The organism is Micromonospora sp. NPDC050187 (assembly GCF_044459745.1).
GTDB lineage: Bacteria > Actinomycetota > Actinomycetes > Mycobacteriales > Micromonosporaceae > Micromonospora.
On the sequence record NZ_JBITJH010000011.1, the window covers coordinates 67,712 to 86,455 of the forward strand.

Sequence of the window (18,744 nt, forward strand, 5' to 3'; positions counted from 1 at the left end):
CGTCGCCCGGCGAGACACGCCGATGCCGTCCTCTACGTATCTCTAGCTGCGGCGCTAGACGGCCCGATACGGTGCGAGACGTGGATCCGGTCCGCAACCCGTACGCTCCGGGCGCCGGGCAGCGTCCCCCCGAGCTGGCCGGCCGGGGGCGGGAGCTGGACGTCTTCGACATCGTGCTGGAACGGATCGCCCGGGGCCGCCCGGAGCGCAGCCTGATGCTCACCGGGCTGCGCGGGGTCGGCAAGACGGTCCTGCTCAACACCCTGCGTTCCCAGGCCATCGGTCGGCTCTGGGGCACCGGCAAGATCGAGGCACGGCCGGACCAGTCGCTGCGTCGTCCGGTGGCAGCGGCCCTGCACATGGCGGTGCGGGAACTCGCCCCCCGGCACCGTGCTCCCGAACGGATCGACGCCTTCCTCGGCGTGCTCAAGGCGTTCGCCCAGCGTGGTGCGACCACGGCGGGCGGAAGGGCCGGCGCGCCCCGGCTGCGGGACCGCTGGCAGCCGGGGATCGACGTGCCGGCCAGCAGCGGCCGGGCCGACTCCGGGGACATCGAGATCGACCTGGTGGAGCTGCTGACCGACGCGGCGAGCGTCGCCGCCGACGTCGGCACGGGCATCGCGGTCTTCATCGACGAGATGCAGGACGTCGGCCCGGAGGACGTCAGCGCGCTCTGCGCCGCCTGCCACGAGCTGTCCCAGCTCGGCGCGCCGCTGATCGTCGTCGGTGCCGGGCTGCCGCACCTGCCGGCGGTGCTCAGCGCCGCGAAGTCGTACTCCGAACGGCTCTACCGCTACCAGCGCATCGACCGGCTCGACCGGATCGCCGCCGACCAGGCCCTCTGCGCGCCGGCCGCGCGGGAGGAGGTCGAGTACGAGCCGAAGGCGTTGGACCTGCTCTACGAGTCCTCCGGCGGCTACCCCTACTTCGTCCAGGCGTACGGGAAGGCCACCTGGGACCATGCGCCCCGCTCACCGATCACCGCCGCCGACGTCCGGGTGGCGGCGCCCGAGGCCGAGGCGGAACTGGCGGTGGGCTTCTTCGGGTCCCGGTTCGAGCGGGCCACCCCGGCCGAGCGGGAGTACATGCGCGCGATGGCGACCCTGTCCCGGGTCGACGGCGACCCCGGCGAGTCCCGGGACGACATGGACGCCGCGGTGCCGACCGCCGAGATCGCCCGGGCGCTGGACCGGAAGCCGGCGAGCCTCTCCCCGGCGCGGGACGCGCTGATCAAGAAGGGGTTGATCTACTCCGGGGAGCGCGGCACGGTGGCCTTCACCGTCCCGCACTTCGGCCGTTACCTGCGGACCCAGCCGGGCTGACCGGCCAGCGCGCCACGCTCGTCACGGTGGTGGCGGACGGGTCGACGTGGGCGGGTCGGTCCGGGCGGCGCTGCGGCTCAGACGCGGGACCAGGGGGGCGGGAAGACCACCTCGCCCCGGGGCACCCCGTCCTCCCCGCTGGCGGTCGCCGGCAGCACCAGCGCCTGCCACGGCTCGCCCAGGCCGGACCAGGGACTGGACAGTCCCATCCGGTCCGCCCGGTCGAACCCGAACCGCCGGTAGTACGCCGGGTCGCCGAGCACCACGACCAGCCGCTCGCCGAGTTCCGTGGCCGCCTCCAGGGCGGCCTGCACGACGGAGGCGCCGAGGCCGATCCGCTGCCGGTGCGGTGCCACCGCCACCGGTCCGAGCGCCAGGGCCGGGAACTGGCCGGGATCGACCCGGACCCGGGTCAGCAGGGCGTAGCCGACGACCTCGCCGCCGTACTCGGCGACCATGGCCAGTTCCGGGAGCCAGGCGTCGCTGTCGCGCAGCTCGTCGACCAGCCTCACCTCGGGCGGGACCGGCACGTCGGGGCGGGCGAAGGCTCCGGCGAGCACCCGGCGGATCGGGTCGGCGTCGGCGGGGCCCTCGGGTCGCAGCCGCAGCGTGGTCACCCCGGGCACGTTACCCGTCCCGGCAGGTCCACCCGGGACGGACTCGCCGGCCTCCCCGGGGCGAACGACGAGGCCGACACGCCCGGGACAGGACTCGCGGGCAGATCGACGGTTGCAGCCATGATCGTGGCCGGCACGGGGTATGACTGAGCCATGAAACCCGTACGCTCCCTCGCCCGTGTTCTGCTGAGCGGCATCTTCCTGGCCAGCGGACTCCGGCAGCTGCGCAACCCGGAACAGTTCACCGCGCAGGCCAAGTCGGTCACCGACCGGATCACCCCTCTGCTGGAGCAGGCCGGCGGTGCCCTGCCCAGCGACGCCGAGGCGCTGGTCCGAGCCAACGGCGCGGTGCACGTGGCCGGCGGGCTGATGCTCGCCACGGGGCACCTCACCCGCCCGGCCTCGCTGCTGCTGGCCGGTTCGATGGTGCCGACCACGCTTTCCGGGCATCCCTTCTGGACCCACGACGACCCGGCGACGCGGGCCAACCACCAGGTGCACTTCCTCAAGAACCTCGGGTTGATCGGCGGGCTGCTGCTCGCCGCGGCCGACACTGAGGGTCGACCGAGTCTGCGCTGGCGCGCCGGGCACCGGATCGGCCACTCCCGACGCTCGGTGCAGCGCGCGGTCCGTACCGCCCGACGGGAGACCCGACTGGCCGTACGGACGGCGACGGCGGCCCGTCGGCTCCCCGGCTGACGGTGGTCCCACTCCGACACACGACGGGTCGACAGCCCGGCTGACCTGGCCGGGCACTCCCTCGTCCCTGGCCTCACCCCCCGCTAAGGCCGCTAATCACCTGAACCCCCCGCGAGGCGTTAACGCGGTGGAAATGTCAAAAACTGGTGTGGGATCGGACACGGTCGCATAACGCGGGAGGCATCAACGTGAGGCACCGTTCTAGGCTCCGTGCGGGACCTGGACGGACAGGACGAAGTTGGTACGGGGGTGGCCACACCATGCCGGCGACCGTCGGGAGACGGGCGGACCGACTCGCCCCCGTGCGCCGTGCAGCCCGGGGGTTCGACCGCCGCACGGCCGTCCGCCTCGGAATCGTGGCCGCCGCCGTCTACGCCGCCTGGCTCGCCATCGGCGAGTTCGGCCGGCCGTACAACTTCTTCGACATGAAGATCTACCACGGCGCGATGGCCTGGTGGGTCAACGGCAACGAGCTGTACGACTTCATCGCCCCCGACACCACCCTGGGTTTCACCTACCCGCCGTTCGGCGCGCTGGTCATGCTGCCCATGGCACACCTGCCGGTCGGGGTCGCCGGTTGGCTCAACGCGCTCGGCAGCACCGCCGCGCTGGCGGTCGTCCTGGCCGGGCTGCTCCGGCCGGTCGCCGACCGGCTCGGCCAGCCGCTCTGGTTCGTGGTCGCGGTCGCGGTGCCCCTCGCCGTCGCCATCGAGCCGGTTCGCGAGACGCTCGGCTACGGTCAGGTCAACCTGTTGCTCTTCGCGCTGGTCATGGCCGACCTGATCGGCCTGCGGTGGCGTTCCCGGCGGGGCACCCGGTACCGCCGGGACGACGGCCCGCTGCGCCGGTTCGTGTTCAGCGGCGTCTGGGCCGGCGCGGGGATCGGGCTGGCCACCTCGATCAAGCTCACCCCGGCGCTGTTCATCGTGTACCTGCTGATCACCCGGCAGTGGCGGGCAGCGGCGACCGCGGTCGGCACCGCGATCGGCGTCACGCTGGGCATGTTCACGCTGGCCGGCACGGAGTCCCGCGCGTACTTCACCCGGGTGCTCTGGCAGACCGAACGGGTCGGCGCGGCCGACATGACCCCCAACCAGTCCCTCGCCGGGCTGTTGGCCCGGCTCTACGACTCGATCGAGACGCCCGGGTTGCTCTGGCTGGCGTTCGCGGTGCTGATGCTCGCGCTCGGTCTCTCCCGGTCGGCCAACGCGCGGGCCGACGGCGACGAGCTGACCGCGTTCACCCTGGTCGGGCTCACCACCAACGTGATCAGTCCGATCTCCTGGACGCACCACCTGGTCTGGGTGATCCCGGCGATCGTGGTGCTGGCCGACGCCGCGCTGCGGCGGCGTGAGGCGAGCCGGGGTCCGATGCAGCGCTCCGGTGCGGCGTCGTACGGCGGCCCACCCGGAGTCAACGGCCTCCGCTCGCCGATCTGGTACCCGACCATGACCGGTTTCCGGCACGCGGCCGCCGCAGTCCTGCTCTACCTGCTCTTCCTCGTCTCGCCGATCTGGCCGTACGAGCACCAGCTCCCCGAGGTGTCGCACTACGCCGACGGCCTGTTCGGCGCGCTGATGGAGAACTCGCTGGCCCTGGCGCTGATCGTGCTGGTGGCGGCCCTGCCGTGGCGGCCCGGTGCCGAACCGGCCTTCTACGCCGACCGGCTGGGTCGCCCCGACCTGCTCGCCCGCCGCTGAGCGTCGCCCCGCGCCGGTCCTCGGCAGGCCTGACCGTCACCCCGGCCCTGGTTCGCCCCCGGAGCCGGCGTGCACGAACCGGGCGGCCTCACCTCCGGCGAGGCGCTGGAGGCGGGCCGGGCTGCGCGTGGCCGTCCACGAGGCCGCCAGCCGTCGTTCCGGCCGCCCGGTCACGGGCAGTTGACCCACTCTTCGGTGCCGTCGGCGAAGACCTGCCGCTTCCAGATCGGCAGCCGTGCCTTCACCTCGTCGACCAGGCGGGCACAGGCGGCGAAGGCGGCCGCCCGGTGGGCCGTACTGACCGCCGCGACCAGGGCCGCGTCCCCGATCTCCAGCGGGCCGATCCGGTGCGACACGGCGACCGCGTACACGTCCGGGTGGGCGGCCACCTCGGCGGCCACCGCGCGGAGCACCTCGGCGGCGCTCGGGTGCCCCTCGTACTCCAGCGCGTGCACCGACCGGCCGTGGTCGTGGTCGCGGACCACGCCCTGGAAGGCGACCACCGCCCCGGCCCGCCGGTCGGCGACCGCCGCCTCGTGGGCGGCGGCGTCCAGTGGCGCGGTGGTGACCTCGGCGATCATCACCGTACGGTCGGCGGTCGGGTGGACGGTCACGACGTACGCTCCCCGGGCAGCAGCGGCAACGGCACGACCGGTACGCGTGCCCCGGCCTCACCGGTGGTGTCCGGCCGGATCACCGCGAACCCGTCGGCGCCGGCCAGTCCGCGCAGCATCGCGGAGCCGACGTGGCCGACCGGGTGGGCGGTGCCGGACGCGGCGTCCAACCGGACCAGGGCGAGATGGGTGTAGGAGCCCCGACCCCGGATCGGCTCGGCCAGGGTGGCGTACGGCAGCACCGGCATCGGCCGGCCCTGGAGCCCGGCGAGCAGCGGTGCGACCAGCGAGACCAGCGCGACGATCGCCGACTGCGGGTTGCCGGGCAGCCCGGCGACGAAGCGGATCCGCCCGTCGTCACCGACCAGCCGGGCCAGCAGCATCGGGAAGCCGGGCCGCACCGCCACGGTGTTGACGACGTAGTCGGCACCGAGGGCCTGGAGGGCGGGGTGCAGGTGGTCGACCGGCCCGTGCATCGTCCCGCCGGTGGTGCAGACCAGGTCCGCCCCGTTCAGGGCCGCGCGCAGGGCGGCCACGTGGGCCGGGAGCGTGTCGGCGACCGGGCCGACGACGTCGGCGGGACGCACCTGGCAGCCGTACCGCCGCAGCCAGGCCGGCACCGCCGGGCCGAGCGCGTCGCGGACCCGGCCGGCAGCGGGCGGGCCGGCGGTGAGCAGTTCGTCCCCGAAGACGAGCAGCGCGGCCCGGGGTGGCCGGCGGACCGGTAGCGAGTCGTGGCCGCAGGAGGCGGCCAGCCCGATCAGCCCCGGGTCGACCGGAGTGCCGGTGGGCAGGAGTTCCTCACCGGCCCGCGCCTCCTCGCCCGTCGGTCGCCACTCGGGTGCCGGTCGGGGCGTGCCGCTCACCCGACCGTCGGCGGTGCGCGTGGACTCCTCGATCCGCAGGATGGCGGAGGTGCCCTCGGGCACCATCGCGCCGGTGGCGATCTCGACCGTCGTACCGTCCCCGGTCAGGGGGTCCGGGATGCTGCCGGCGAGCACCCGGCCGACGACGCGCCACGGCCCGGAGCCGCGCACCGCCCAGCCGTCCACGCTGGAGGTGGGGAAGGCGGGCAGGTCGGTACGGGGCGTCAGCGGTTCGGCGAGGGTGTGCCCGTCGGCCTCGGCGAGCGGCCGGACGACGACGGGGAGCGCGGCGGCCAGGCCGACCGCGTAGACCCGGGCGCGGGCCTCCTCCCAGCCGGCCGGCGGCGGCGCGCCGCCCGGATCCCCGACGGTGCTGCTCCCGGTCAGCTCACTGCGCACGCTCACGCGGACCACCCTATCGGGGCACGGACTGCCCGGCGCGCGTCCGCCGGACGGCCGGCCCACCCGGACGGCGCCCCGGTACGACCGTCAGTGGTCGCCGCCGCGCAACTGGTCGACGGTGTGGGCGAGGATCGGGCCGAGCACGGCCAGCCCGTCCCGGGCCCCGCCGGTGGAACCGGGGAGGTTCACCACCAGGGTCCGTCCGGCCACTCCGGCGAGCCCCCGGGAGAGCACCGAGGTGGGTACGGTGGCCCGGCTGTGCGCGCGGACCGCCTCGGCGATGCCGGGGATCTCGTAGTCGAGGACCTCCCGGGTGACGTCCGGGGTCCGGTCGGTGGGGGTGACGCCGGTGCCGCCGCTGGTCAGCACCACGTCCACGCCGTCGGCGACCGCAGCGCGCAGGGACCGGCCGACCGGGTCGCCGTCGGGCACCACCACCGGTTCGTCGACCGTGCAGCCGAGTTCCCGGAGGCCGGCGACGAGGATCGGGCCGCTGGTGTCGGCGTACACCCCGGCGGCGGCACGGTTGGACGCCACGATCACGCGGGCCCGGATCACGGCCGGTCCTCCGGCCGCCGCCAGTCGCCGGTCTTGCCGCCCTCCTTGCGGAGGACGCGCACCGCGTCGACGGAGGCCGCCGGATCGACGGCCTTGACCATGTCGACCAGGGCGAGCCCGGCGGTGGCGACCGCGGTGAGCGCCTCCATCTCCACCCCGGTCCGGTCCGCGGTACGGGCGGTCGCGGTGATCTCCACCGTGTCCTCGGTCAGCTCGAAGTCCACGGTCACCCCGTGCAGGGCGATCGGATGGCAGAGCGGGATCAGGTCCGGCGTGCGCTTGGCACCCATGATGCCGGCGAGGCGACCCACGGCGAGCGCGTCGCCCTTGGGCAGGCCGTCCCGCCGGAGCAGCCCGATCACCTCGGTCGTGGTCCGCAGCCGGCCGGCGGCGACGGCCCGGCGGCCGGAGACCGGCTTGGCGGAGACGTCGACCATGCGGGCCGCGCCCGCCGGGTCGAGATGCGTCAGCTGCGCGGGTTCGGTCACGTCCGTGAGCCTAACCCCGCCGTGACATCCGGAGCGGTTCCGGACGGCCGGCCGCACGGCGACGGTCGGGACGGTCACTCCGGGCGGGGTTTCCAAATGCCCCGGGACTATCCGAAGATGCACAGCAAAGATGTCCCCGAACCGCTGTCGCCACGAACCCGACCACTTCCCGACGACCGCGCTCCGATTACTCTCCGCTTCCCGGGCAATTCCGGAGGATCAGAGGTGCCCCACAATGACCGTCATCGGCGATTCGGGCCGGTCGCCTTCTCCAGCCGTCGGTGACCGGACGGTCACCGACCGATCCACCGGACGGGGCCACCCACCCCTCCGACCCGCCGGTGTGCATTCCGCAGCATCACGCGACAGTTTGAATGCGGAGCGAAAGCAGATCACCCCGCTCCGTTCAGGTCGGATGGACAGAAAGTAACAAAAGGCCGGACTCTTAACTAATGTTGCATATACCGACATTTATCGTACCTAAGCTGCCATATCCTTGCCTAAGCTGCAGGTAGAGCAGGCAGGCGCCGGCACCCCCAGCGGGGCCGGAGGGGCAGAAAGGGTCGGGCCATGCGTGGCAGCGAGTGGGAGTGAATTAGACCCGGGAAGCGAAGATTCCCTGCGGTACGCTGCAGAGGCCAGCGAACCCCGGGGACGAACTGTGGCTGTTCTCAGGCGACACATGAATGAGACCGATCGGCAGCTTCGACTGCTTGTCGGTCTCGTCGTCGTGGTGGCCCTGGGCGTCGAGGTGGCGGCGGTCTGTGTCGCCGTGCTCACCAGACTCCCGACAACCGCCAGTGACGTCGCGATGCTGGTGATGCTCACCCTAATGATCTTCGTCAGCGCATCGACGAAGGCGCGAATTCGTATCCGGTCGACCACGCATTCGATCAGCTGGAACGAAACGGCAATCATCATCGGTATAGCTATCGCCCCCACGCCGTGGGTGATTCTCTGCACCGGCCTCGGCGTCGCCCTCGGCTCGCGCAAGCTGCCCGCCATCAAGATGGCCTTCGGCATCGGCAAGAACGTGCTGGTCGCCGGGACCGCCGGCCTCGTCCTCGCCACACTTGGCTGGTCATGGCCCCCGCCCGGACTCGTCGACCTCGTCGTGCCGGTGGCCGTCGCCTACCTCGCCGCCGCCCTCGTGGACGACCTGCTGGCCATCCCGGTCATCGCGCTCGCCTCCCGCACCCGCGTCTCCCGCCAGTTCCGCAGCAACCTCGACCTGCGCCTCACCGGCTTCGCGGTGCGCTTCGCGGTCGCCCTCTGCACCCTGGCCATCCTCCAGGCCGACACCAAGCTGCTGCTGGCCGTGCCGCCACTCGTGCTCAGCCTCCACCTGGCCTACTCGCACCGCATCCAGACCCGCACCGAGCAGCAGGCCTGGCAGCGACTCGCCCGCACCACCGACGCGCTCAACTCGGTGGACCTCGACCGGGTGCTCACCACCGCGGTCACCCAGGCGGCCGAGCTCTTCTCCGCCGACGAGGTGGAGATCGAGCTGCACGACGGCCGGCGCAGCGTACGCGGCAACAGCCAGAAGATCACCCACGACGGCCCGGTGGGCGAGCCCACCACCGTGGACGGTTCCGTCATCCCCATCCCGCTGGAGGGACACGACCGCAGCCTCGACGTCGGCGTGCTGCGCCTGCGCTTCCGCGGCCCGGTACGCCTCAACGAACGCGAGCAGTACACCCTGCGGACCTTCGCCTCGGCCCTGTGCACGGCGGTCCGCAACGCACAGGCGTACGCCGAACTGGCCCGGGCCGCCGCCGACCACGCCTACGCGGCCACCCACGACGCCCTCACCGGCCTGGCCAACCGCCGGCACCTGCTCGACCAGGGCAGCGCCCAGCTCAACGGCCGCCACGCCGACGGCGTCACCGCCCTCGCGCTGATCGACCTCAACCACTTCAAGGAGATCAACGACACCCTCGGCCACGCCGCCGGGGACCGGATCCTCGTTCAGGTGGCCGCCCGACTACGCGAGGCGACCCGGGACGACGACCTGGTGGCCCGGCTCGGCGGCGACGAGTTCGCCATCCTCCTGCGCGGACTGCCCGCCCCGGCGATGGCCGCCCACCGCGCCGAAGCCCTGCTCAGCGCCCTGCACGAACCCTTCGACCTGGACGGCATGCGAATCAGCGTCGAGGCCAGCGGCGGCATCGCCGCCGCACCGGGCAGCGGCGGCATGGCCGAACTGCTCCGCCGCGCCGACGTCGCCATGTACCAGGCCAAACGCAACGGTCAGCGAATCGCCAGCTACACCCCTGCCCGGGACACCGCCGACCTCGGCCGACTGGCTCTCGGCGGCGACCTGCCCCGGGCGGTCGCCGACCACGAGTTCGCGGTCAACTTCCAGCCCATCGTCGACCTCGCCACCGGCGAGGTGGTCGGCGCCGAAGCCCTCGCCCGCTGGCACCATCCCACCAACGGCACCGTCGACCCGGCCCGCTTCCTGGAGGCCGTGGAACGCTCCGGCCACCTCCCCGCCTTCGCCGAGGCCGTCCTCGACCAGGCCCTCCTCGCCCTGGTCAGCTGGCGGGAGGCCGGATTCGACATCCCGGTCGCGGTCAACGTCTCCCCGCGCAGCCTGCTCGACGCCCGCTTCCCCGGCTCGGTCCTCGCCCGGCTGCGCGCCCACGAACTCCCACCCGACCGGCTGATGCTGGAGCTGACCGAGAACCTCACGCTCAGCCAGCTCGACATCGTCGACCGGGTCCTCGGCCGACTCCGCGACGAGGGCGTCCGCCTCGCCCTCGACGACTTCGGCACCGGCTACTCCTCGCTCTCCCTGCTCTCCCGGATCCCGGTGCACGAGATCAAGATCGACCGGACCTTTGTCACCGACATGGAAAGCTCCGCCGAGGCGACCGCCGTCATCCGCTCCACCCTCGACCTCGGACGCAGCCTCGACCTCACCGTCGTCGCCGAGGGCGTGGAGAGCGAACCGCAGCGCCGCGCGCTCTGGGAACTCGGCTGCCTCGCCGGCCAGGGCCATCTCTTCGCCCGCCCGATGCCCGCCAGCCGGTTCCTCGCCGCCCTCCACCGGGGAGCCGGCGGCCGACCCGGCACCCTCGCCCCTCCCCTGCACGACGCGGGCGCGGTGATCCGCCTCGCCCCCGGCCGCCGACCGAACGGACGGAACCGGACGGACCGTCTGCCACACTCTCCCGCGTGACCAGTCGGCCCGCGCCCCGCAGCAGCTCCGCACCCTCCGGGCAGCGCACCCCGCCCATCTCACGCCCCCGCCGGATCTGGCAGGCGATCGACGGCGCGGCCGGCGGGCTCCCCCTCGACCTCGGCCTCTACGCCGCCTCAGCCGCCTTCGCCGGGATCACCGCCGTCACCTCCACCCTCCCGCCCCACCGGGCCTGGGGGGCGGTCGCCGGCATCGGCTACCTGGTCGCGGCCCTCCTCGCGGCCGGCCAACTCCTCGCCCGCCGACGCCGCCCCGACAGCCCACTGGCCGGCACCACCGCCCGCTCGGCAGTCACCGCCCTGACCTGGACGACCACCGCCCTCCTCCCGCTCGGCTGGCAGGCCGCCCAACGGTCCGCCGGACGAACCGACCGGGCCCAGGAGGAGGTCGTCGTCGTCGAGCACTCCGGCGCGCGGCTGCTCCACGACGGCACCCCCTACCTCGGCCACGACGCCATCGCCGCCCTGCCCCCGGGGGAACAACTACTCGGCTACACCCCGTACCAACCCGGCATGGCCCTCTTCGGCCTCCCCCGGGCCGCCCTCGACACCTGGTGGACCGACGCGCGCGTCTGGTTCGCCCTCGGCACCGCGCTCGCCCTCGCTCTCGCCGTCCGCACCCTGCGCAGCGGCGGCACCGGTCGCGGCAGTGCCGATCGTGACCGTGTCGCCGGGCACCGGGGCCGGCTCGACGCCGCACTGCTCCGCGCCGTCCAGGCCGCCACCGTTCTGCCGATCTGCGCACTCACTCTCGCCACCGGCGGCGACGACCTGCCCGTCCTCGCGCTCTGCCTGCTCGCCCTCGCCTGTGCCGCCACCGGCCGTGCCGGACTCGCCGGACTCGCCGTCGGCCTCGCCGGGGCACTCAAGCTGTTCGCCTGGCCGATCGCCCTCGTCCTGCTCTTCTGGGCCGTCACCCGCCGTGCTGGCGGACGCTTCGCCGTCGGCGCGTTCGGTCTACCCGCCGCCGCCCTTCTGCCCGCCCTCCTCGTCGACCGCGACGCCCTGGTCGAGAACGTGCTGCGCTTCCCCCTCGGCCAAGGCCTCGTCACCAGCCCCGCCGCATCCCCGTTCCCCGGCCACCTGATCGCCACCGGCCTCCCCGCCGGCCGGACCATCGCCACCGGCCTGCTGGTCGCGGCCGGCCTGGCGATCGCCGTCCACCTGCTGCGCCGGCCGCCCCGCACCGCCGCCGCCAACGCCCTGATCTGCGGGTACGGGCTGCTCGCCGCGATCGCCCTCATGCCGGCCACCCGCTTCGGGTACCTGCTCTACCCGCTCGCCCTCCTGCTCTGGGCACCCGCCCTCCGACTCGCCGTACCCGACGGCTCCTCTTCGGCCGACTCCCCTGCGGGAGCGACCGACAGGGCGTAGACCTGAGACATGACCACGTACCGCAACCGCGCCGAAGCCGGCGAGGCGATCGCCGACCGACTCGACGGACTGGCCGGGCAGCCGGACGTCGTCGTGCTCGGGCTCGTCCGGGGCGGGGTCCCGGTCGCCCAGGTGGTCGCCGACCGGCTCGACGCCCCCCTGGACGTCCTGGTGGTCCGCAAGCTCGGCATGCCCTGGGCACCCGAGGTGGCGTTCGGCGCGCTCGGCCCCGCCAACGTGCGGGTCCTCAACGACATGGTCGCCGGCCGGATCGACCCCGAGGAGGTCGACGAAGTCGTCCGCCGCGAACAGACCGAACTGGAACGCCGGGAGCAGCTCTACCGGGCCGACCGACCACCACTGGACCTGACCGGCCGGACCGCCGTGGTCGTCGACGACGGCCTCGCCACCGGGGCCACCGCCCGCGCCGCCGTCCAGGTGGCCCGCCACCTCGGTGCCCACCGCGTCGTGGTCGCCGTTCCGGTCGGCTCCCAGGAGGCGTACGACATGCTCGCCACCGAGGCCGACCAGGTGGTCTGCGTCCAGACACCCCCCGACTTCGGTGCGGTCAGCCGTTACTACGACGACTTCCACGAGGTCTCCGACCAGGAAGTCACCGGAGCGCTCGCCGGGGCATCCTCAGGTTGACCGGGTACCGTCGAGAAATGCAGCTCACCTGTCCCAAGTGCCACGGAGACATGCGCCAGTACGAGCGCAGCGGAGTCGTCGTCGACCAGTGCGGCGAGTGCCGGGGAATCTTCCTCGACCGCGGCGAACTCGAAAAGCTGTTCGAGGCGGAGGCGAACTGGAACAAGCAGAACCCGGCCGCGCCGCCGCCCGGCCAGGCACCGGGGCACGCCCCCGGTCAGCCGGGCGGATACGTCCCGCCGCCCCCGCCGCCCGGTGCCGCACCGCACCAGCCCGGTTACGGCGCCGTGCCCCCGCCCCCGCCCCCGCCGCCGGGCTACCCGGCCGCGCCCGCACCCGCCTACGGCAGCCACGGCAGCCACGGTCACCAGCACCACGGCTACCACGGGCACTACCGCCGCAAGAAGCAGCACGGCTTCCTCGGCGACTTCTTCGGCTGATCCACGCGGCGCTCAGCCGCCGGCCCGCCCTGCGGCCGGCGGCTGACCCGCCCGACGGTTCTCGGACCGACCCATCCGGTGCTCCGTAGGCCGACCTGCTCCACCACCTGCTCGCCGACGCCCAGCGCGCGCTGGTCGCCCTGGCCAGCCCCGCCCACGGCCCGGCCGACGTCGACGACGTCACCTACTGGCGGTCCTTCCCGGCCGGCGACGCCGACTCCGCCCGCCACGCCTGGTGGGCCCGCCGGTCCGCCGCCGCCTTCGACCGTCCCGCCGGAGTGGTCCGGCTCTGGGCCGACACCGCCCCGGCCGCCGTCCGCGCGGCGACCGCCGCCGACCCGGACCAGTTGGTGAGCACCCAGGGGCACGTGCTCCGGGTCGCCGACCTGCTCGCCACCCTGACCACCGAGGCGGCGGTGCACCACCTCGACCTCACCGTCGACCTCACCGTCGACCTGCCCGACGCGCCGGGACCGGGCCCGCTGGCCCGTACCGTGGCGGTGACGACGATGGACGGCCTGCTCAGCGACGACGCGGTCCGGCCCGCCGGCTGGACCGACGAGGAGTACCTACTGAAGGCGACCGGCCGGCTCCCGCTCACCGACGCCGACCGGACCGACCTGGGCGAGGTCGCCGGCTGGTTCCCGCTACTGGGCTGAGTGCGGGCCGCGCCGCGCCGTCTGCTGGCGACTACACTGTGGACCGGGCCGTTACTGGCGTTGAGGTGGAGCACCACCGGGGAGCGGCCCGACGACCGTCGATGCCGTACGCCTGGGCGACCCTTCACGAGGCTCAGGAGTGCCCCATGGCCCAGACGCCCCCGGCCCGGCTGATGGACGGCCGTGACCTCGCCCGGCGCATCGTCGACACCGCTTCCGCCACCGCTGCCGACCTGCGGCGGCGTACCGGCACCGCCCCGTGCCTGGCGACTGTGCTGGTCGGCGACGACCCGGCCTCCGTCACCTACGTCCGGATGAAGCGCACCCGCTGCGAGCAGGCCGGTGTCCGCTCCCGACACGTCGCCCTGCCCGCCTCGACCACCACGGACGAGCTCGTCGGGGCGATCACCGCACTGTCCCGGGACCCCGAGGTGCACGGCATCCTGCTCCAGCACCCAGTCGGGGCGCACATCGACGAACGTGCCGCCTTCGAGGCCATCGCCCCGGAGAAGGACGTCGACGGCGTCACCATGCGCTCCTTCGCCGCGATGGGGTTCGGGCTGCCCGGCTTCGTCTCCTGCACGCCTGGCGGCATCCTGCGGCTGCTCGACGAGTACCGGGTCGACCTGGCCGGCAAGCACGCCGTGGTGGTGGGGCGCAGCCCAATCCTGGGCAGACCGGTCGGCCTGCTCCTGCTCGGGCGGGACGCCACGGTCACCTACTGCCACTCCCGTACGACCGAGCTCTCCACGATCACCCGCGAGGCCGACGTCCTGGTCGCGGCCGTCGGCCGGCCGCGCTTCCTCACCGGGACGGACATCAAACCCGGCGCGGTGGTGGTCGACGCCGGCTACAACCCGGGCAACGTCGGTGACGTCGACTTCGCGTCCGCCCGTGAGCGGGCCAGCCTGATCACCCCGGTCCCGGGCGGGGTCGGACCGATGACCATCGCGGTCCTGCTGGCCCAGACGGTGGAGGCGGCGACACGTCAGCTCAGCGTCGGCTGACCCCGCAATCGCGGAACGGGAACGACTGTCAGACGATCGCCATGTCGACGAACCGTGACAGATGAAGTTGCGCGGCCACGGTCACGGTGTCGGTCGGTCCATTCCGATGCTTGGCAACAATGAAATCCGCCTCCCCGGCCCGGGGCGACTCCTTGTCATAGTAGTCGTCACGGTGCAAAAGAATTACAACGTCAGCATCCTGCTCAATCGAGCCAGACTCGCGCAAATCGGACAATTGGGGTCGCTTGTCGGTCCGCTGCTCGGGACCACGGTTCAGCTGACTGACCGCGATGACCGGGCACTCGACCTCCTTGGCGAGGAGCTTGAGCCCTCGGGACAGGTCCGCGACCTCCTGCTGCCGACTCTCCGTGCGCTTCGGCGACGTCATGAGCTGGAGGTAGTCCACCACGATCATCTTCAGGTCGTGCCTCTGCTTGAGCCGGCGCGCCTTCGACCTGATCTCCATCAGGTTCATGCTCGGGGTGTCGTCGACGAAGAGCGGGGCCTCGCTGATTTCGCCCATGCAGCGGGCCAGCTTGGTCCAGTCGTCATCGGAGAGCTGCCCACTGCGCAGCACGTGCAGCGGCACCCGCGCCTCGGCCGAGAGCAGTCGCATGACGATCTCGACCTTGCTCATCTCCAGCGAGAAGATGGCTGCCGCCTGGTTGGCCCGAATCGCCGCATTGCGCGCAAAGTCCATCGAGGCTGTGCTGTTGTGAGTCGGGATCATCGAGCGCCCTGCCAGGTACAGGTGCTCGTCGTTGTCCACAGTCACGCACCGCACCGGCACGCTGGGGACCGGTCGGACATCAACGATGTACCGCGAGCCAGTGCGGGCCGATCCGGCTGCGGCCACGCGCCGTTCCTTGTGAGCGATGCGCTTGCGCTCCAAGCGGAACACGTCGTCGTCGGTGGTGAAGTTCACGACATAAGCTACCGAAGTGTCCGAATGCCGGCCCTTCACCTTCCTGGTGGTCATGCTGCACCGATAGCCGAGGCTGACAACCAGCTCACGCATGTCCTCGGCGAGCTGTCGCGAGGTGACGCAGAACTGCACCGAGGCAGTAGAGGTCACCGTGCCGTCAGTGTCGAGCAGGCCAGCGAGGAGCTGCCGGCGCTGCTGCTCGGACGCGCGCAGATACGCAACAGGAATGTGCTTGTTGCCAAGGACGCCGGTGGTGCGCAGATAACCGGTGAAAGACCCATAACGGCTGCGGCAGTCGGCACAGCTACGACTACCGTTCCAACTGCTCTGAACGACCTTGCCACAGAACCGGCACCCACCCGTCTCTCGGCGGTCGACCAGTCCCTTGGACTTCCCGCCACATGACTGGCCGCAGGTGTACACACTTGGCCCGCGAGGGCTGAACCGCTCAGCGCACACCACACACTCCCGGTCGGCCAGCGGAGGCGGGGGAAGCAACCCGATCGAGTACCGCATCTTGGCAGCCATCGGCCGGACCACGAAACCGTCGGCCTCGATGTAGGCGACCAACTCCGGGTCAGCCATGGTGAACGTGGCAGCGGCTGAGGTGCCGTCCCCCAGCCACGCACCCAAAGTGTATGGAGGGATCAGCAAATCGTCACGATGGGGCAAAGCCAATGGCCGCGCGTTCTCCACGGCGTGGTTGAGCCGGTTGTCCCCGCCTGTTCGCAATGTCGCGGCGATCTGTGCGGTCGTCACCACGCCCTCGTGGTCGGCTGCCGTCTCCGCGTTCCGCAACCTGTTGACGCGCTGTTCCAGCGCTGTGAGTAGTGCCCGACGAGAGTACGCCCGTACGTGCCGGCGCCAGGGCCTCCCGGCCCGTACGTACTCGCGGCTCACCTCACCGGCAGGTCCCACCTGGTGCGCGACGACATGCAGGACATTGCGAAACTCCTCGCCGACCAGACCAACCGCCTCACCGAAGGACACCAGACTGTCCGGTTCACTCTCGGACAGGTGTCGAGCGTCGGCCACGGCCTTCCGCAGATGCTCCGGCCACTGGTGGTTCGGGCTGGCCTCGGATCGCTGTCGGCGACTTGCTCTCGTGGTGGTTTTCCACAGGTGTTCGGCATCAGCCACGATGGTCGACCCGTCGGAGAACTCGACCTCATAACACGGTCGGTCGTATCTGATGTCGAAGGCGGCGGTGACCGTGGTCGGCGTACCGTCGGCGGCGAGCAACTGGTCCCCGACCTTGACCTCGCCCATGGTCGTCCACCCCTGTGGGGTGGGCAGCGGGGTGTCGAGGGCTAGGGCCTTACCCAGACCGGGCCTTCCTGCAACGATGATCAACTGCCCCGGGTGGAGGCCGTTGAGGAGGCGGTCCAGGTCGCTGAAGCCGGTCGGCACGCCGGTCATCACGCCGCCCTGCGCCCCCACCGCCTCGATCTCGTCGAGGGTGGGCTGGAGCATGTCGGCGAGGACGGCGAAGTCCTCGCTGACCCGCTTCTCGGTGACGTCGTAGATGGCCTGCTGGGCGAGGTCGACGACGTCGTCCACGTCGCGGCTGCCGCCGGCGGCGGTGCCGTAGCCGAGTTGGACGATCCTGGTGCCGGCCTCGACCAGCCGGCGGAGCACGGCCCGCTCGGCGACGATCCGGGCGTAGTAGGCCGCGTTCGCGGCGGTCGGCACGCTCGCGATCACGCTGTGCAGGTAGGGCGCGCCGCCGATGCGGACCAGGTCGCCGGAGTCGGCCAGCGCCGCCGCGACGGTGATCGGGTCGGCCGGCTCGCCACGGCCGTAGATCTCCAGGATCTTGTCGAAGATGGTGGCGTGGATGGGCCGGTAGAAGTCGTGGGTCTTGAGGATCTCGACGACGTCGGCGATGGCGTCCTTGGACAGCAGCATTCCGCCGAGTACGCACTGCTCGGCGGCGACGTCCTGGGGTGGGGTCTTGTCGAACTGACCGTCCCGCTGGGCCGGAGCGGGCGACTGCCCGTTGGCCCGTGCCTCTGTTCGCATGTCGTCGGTGACCGACACCGGCTCCCCCTCCGCTGCGTCGGATCGCGTCCGGCCAGCCACCGGCGCGGCGGCTTGCCGCCGACCGGTCCGGCGATCGGGGGCCATCGTGGGGCCGGTCGGGGGCCAACCATACGGAACCCGAGGTAAGGGGCTCAAGCAACCCGGTGGACGAGCCTCGGGACAACCTGTGGACAGGGAGCCCCTAGGTGTGTGCAGCTTGTGCACAAACTGTGGATAACTTGCGGGTAATCCAGATCACCATGGCTCTGAGCTGCGAAAACTCTGCACACAGCCTGTGGAGGAAGATTTTCCCGGCCGATCGGGCCCGGCGTCGTCCCGTACTATCTCGGGCATCGGCTCCGCTTGGAGGAGCGGATTGCACTTTCGGTTGAGAAGGGTCACGCTCCGGCCGTGAGTAACCGGGACTGGGCGCACGAGGTCCGCTCGCGTGAGCGTGCGCCGTCGTCCCTGTGGGGTGATCCGGCCGAGCCGTATCCACCCGCCCCCGCCGGTCCCGGGACGAGCAGCCGACGCCGCGCTGCCGAGCGCGGCCAGCGGGATCCGGTCGACGACCACGTGCCCCGGTGGGCGCGGGAGGGGGCCGTTCCGGATCCGGGTGGTGCCGGCCGGCACCGGCACCACCCGGTGGACGACGGCCACGTCCCGCCCCGGGCCGACCTCAGCTGGCGGAGCGGCGGGCGATGGGGTGCCGGGACGACGGGCTACCAGCAACCGTCAGGTGCCGGAACGGCGAGTTGGCGGGAATCGGCGGGTGCCGGGACGGCGAGCTGGCGGGAATCGGCGGGTGCCGAGGTGCCGGCCTCCGGTTCGGGTTGGTCGGGGCACACCCGTGGGTGGCGACTCGCCGAGCCGTCCGACACGCCGGGATACATCGGGAGCCGCCGGGCGGAGGACGATCCTGTTCCGGGTCCGGCACCGAGCCGGCACCGTCGTCTGCCGTCGCCCTGGTCGGGGGCGGGGTCGTCGGGGGTGGAGGATCCGGTCGGGCCGGCGGGACGGCCGCAGGCGCCCTGGCCGACCCGGCGCGGCCGGCCCGCGCCGGACGGGGCCCGGCTCCGGGAGGTCGGTCCGGAGCCCCCGGTCCGGGAGCCTGGGGCGTGGCACCGGCAACAGGACCGGGGGCCTGCTTCGCCGCCCGTTGCCGATCGGTGGGACGCATCGGGGGTCCACGTCTG

Annotated in this window: 15 protein-coding genes and 1 riboswitch; of the genes, 9 read left to right on the forward strand and 6 right to left on the reverse strand. The window is 72.5% G+C overall.

Features of this window, described 5'->3' with window-relative positions; all coding sequences use genetic code 11:
* Positions 1-80 precede the first annotated feature (80 nt).
* The gene (locus ACIBJE_RS18515) at positions 81-1,322 is read left to right on the forward strand and encodes an AAA family ATPase (protein ID WP_396749826.1); all 1,242 of its coding nucleotides are present in this window, start codon (positions 81-83) and stop codon (positions 1,320-1,322) included.
* 77 nt (positions 1,323-1,399) lie between these two features.
* Here ACIBJE_RS18515 and ACIBJE_RS18520 read toward each other — a convergent pair whose 3' ends face one another.
* Complete coding sequence (locus ACIBJE_RS18520) at positions 1,400-1,948, reverse strand: GNAT family N-acetyltransferase (protein WP_396749828.1); 549 nt, start codon at positions 1,946-1,948, stop codon at positions 1,400-1,402.
* A 144-nt stretch (positions 1,949-2,092) separates the two neighbouring features.
* On the opposite strand from ACIBJE_RS18520, the gene ACIBJE_RS18525 reads away from it, so the two are divergent.
* Positions 2,093-2,638, forward strand: a complete 546-nt coding sequence (locus ACIBJE_RS18525) for a DoxX family protein (RefSeq protein ID WP_396749830.1) — start codon at positions 2,093-2,095, stop codon at positions 2,636-2,638.
* 260 nt (positions 2,639-2,898) lie between these two features.
* Complete coding sequence (locus tag ACIBJE_RS18530; RefSeq protein WP_396749832.1) at positions 2,899-4,338, forward strand: glycosyltransferase 87 family protein; 1,440 nt, start codon at positions 2,899-2,901, stop codon at positions 4,336-4,338.
* A gap of 170 nt (positions 4,339-4,508) precedes the next feature.
* Here ACIBJE_RS18530 and ACIBJE_RS18535 read toward each other — a convergent pair whose 3' ends face one another.
* The 4 genes from ACIBJE_RS18535 to moaC form a co-directional block, all read right to left on the reverse strand.
* Positions 4,509-4,919 (reverse strand): molybdenum cofactor biosynthesis protein MoaE, encoded by a 411-nt coding sequence (locus tag ACIBJE_RS18535; protein ID WP_396750098.1) that lies wholly within the window; start codon positions 4,917-4,919, stop codon positions 4,509-4,511.
* Positions 4,920-4,948: 29 nt separating this feature from the next.
* Positions 4,949-6,205 (reverse strand): molybdopterin molybdotransferase MoeA, encoded by a 1,257-nt coding sequence (locus ACIBJE_RS18540; protein ID WP_396750100.1) that lies wholly within the window; start codon positions 6,203-6,205, stop codon positions 4,949-4,951.
* A 102-nt stretch (positions 6,206-6,307) separates the two neighbouring features.
* Positions 6,308-6,778: a molybdenum cofactor biosynthesis protein B gene (locus ACIBJE_RS18545; protein WP_396749834.1), complete on the reverse strand. Its 471-nt coding sequence runs from the start codon at positions 6,776-6,778 to the stop codon at positions 6,308-6,310.
* Positions 6,775-7,266, reverse strand: coding sequence for a cyclic pyranopterin monophosphate synthase MoaC (gene moaC / locus ACIBJE_RS18550; protein ID WP_396749836.1), 492 nt, complete (start codon positions 7,264-7,266; stop codon positions 6,775-6,777). Before moaC ends, ACIBJE_RS18545 begins: the two co-directional genes overlap by 4 nt.
* A 682-nt stretch (positions 7,267-7,948) precedes the next feature.
* Between moaC and ACIBJE_RS18555 the strand changes: the two genes are divergently transcribed.
* The 6 genes from ACIBJE_RS18555 to ACIBJE_RS18580 all read left to right on the forward strand — a co-directional run bounded on the left by ACIBJE_RS18555 (position 7,949) and on the right by ACIBJE_RS18580 (position 14,601).
* Entirely contained in the window at positions 7,949-10,453 is a 2,505-nt protein-coding gene (locus ACIBJE_RS18555) for a putative bifunctional diguanylate cyclase/phosphodiesterase (protein WP_396749838.1), read from the forward strand.
* 56 nt (positions 10,454-10,509) lie between these two features.
* Entirely contained in the window at positions 10,510-11,847 is a 1,338-nt protein-coding gene (locus ACIBJE_RS18560; RefSeq protein ID WP_396750102.1) for a glycosyltransferase 87 family protein, read from the forward strand.
* Between the two features lie 9 nt (positions 11,848-11,856).
* Complete coding sequence (locus tag ACIBJE_RS18565; protein WP_396749840.1) at positions 11,857-12,495, forward strand: phosphoribosyltransferase; 639 nt, start codon at positions 11,857-11,859, stop codon at positions 12,493-12,495.
* Positions 12,496-12,512: 17 nt separating this feature from the next.
* Complete coding sequence (locus tag ACIBJE_RS18570; RefSeq protein WP_396749842.1) at positions 12,513-12,935, forward strand: zf-TFIIB domain-containing protein; 423 nt, start codon at positions 12,513-12,515, stop codon at positions 12,933-12,935.
* A gap of 95 nt (positions 12,936-13,030) precedes the next feature.
* Positions 13,031-13,594, forward strand: a complete 564-nt coding sequence (locus tag ACIBJE_RS18575; protein ID WP_396750104.1) for a maleylpyruvate isomerase N-terminal domain-containing protein — start codon at positions 13,031-13,033, stop codon at positions 13,592-13,594.
* 40 nt (positions 13,595-13,634) lie between these two features.
* A riboswitch (ZMP/ZTP riboswitch) is annotated at positions 13,635-13,719 on the forward strand.
* A 21-nt stretch (positions 13,720-13,740) separates the two neighbouring features.
* Positions 13,741-14,601 (forward strand): bifunctional 5,10-methylenetetrahydrofolate dehydrogenase/5,10-methenyltetrahydrofolate cyclohydrolase, encoded by an 861-nt coding sequence (locus tag ACIBJE_RS18580; RefSeq protein WP_396749844.1) that lies wholly within the window; start codon positions 13,741-13,743, stop codon positions 14,599-14,601.
* A 28-nt stretch (positions 14,602-14,629) separates the two neighbouring features.
* Here the strand turns inward: ACIBJE_RS18580 and dnaB are convergent, their stop codons facing one another.
* Positions 14,630-17,548: a replicative DNA helicase gene (dnaB, locus tag ACIBJE_RS18585; RefSeq protein WP_396750106.1), complete on the reverse strand. Its 2,919-nt coding sequence runs from the start codon at positions 17,546-17,548 to the stop codon at positions 14,630-14,632.
* Between the last annotated feature and the right edge of the window lie 1,196 nt (positions 17,549-18,744).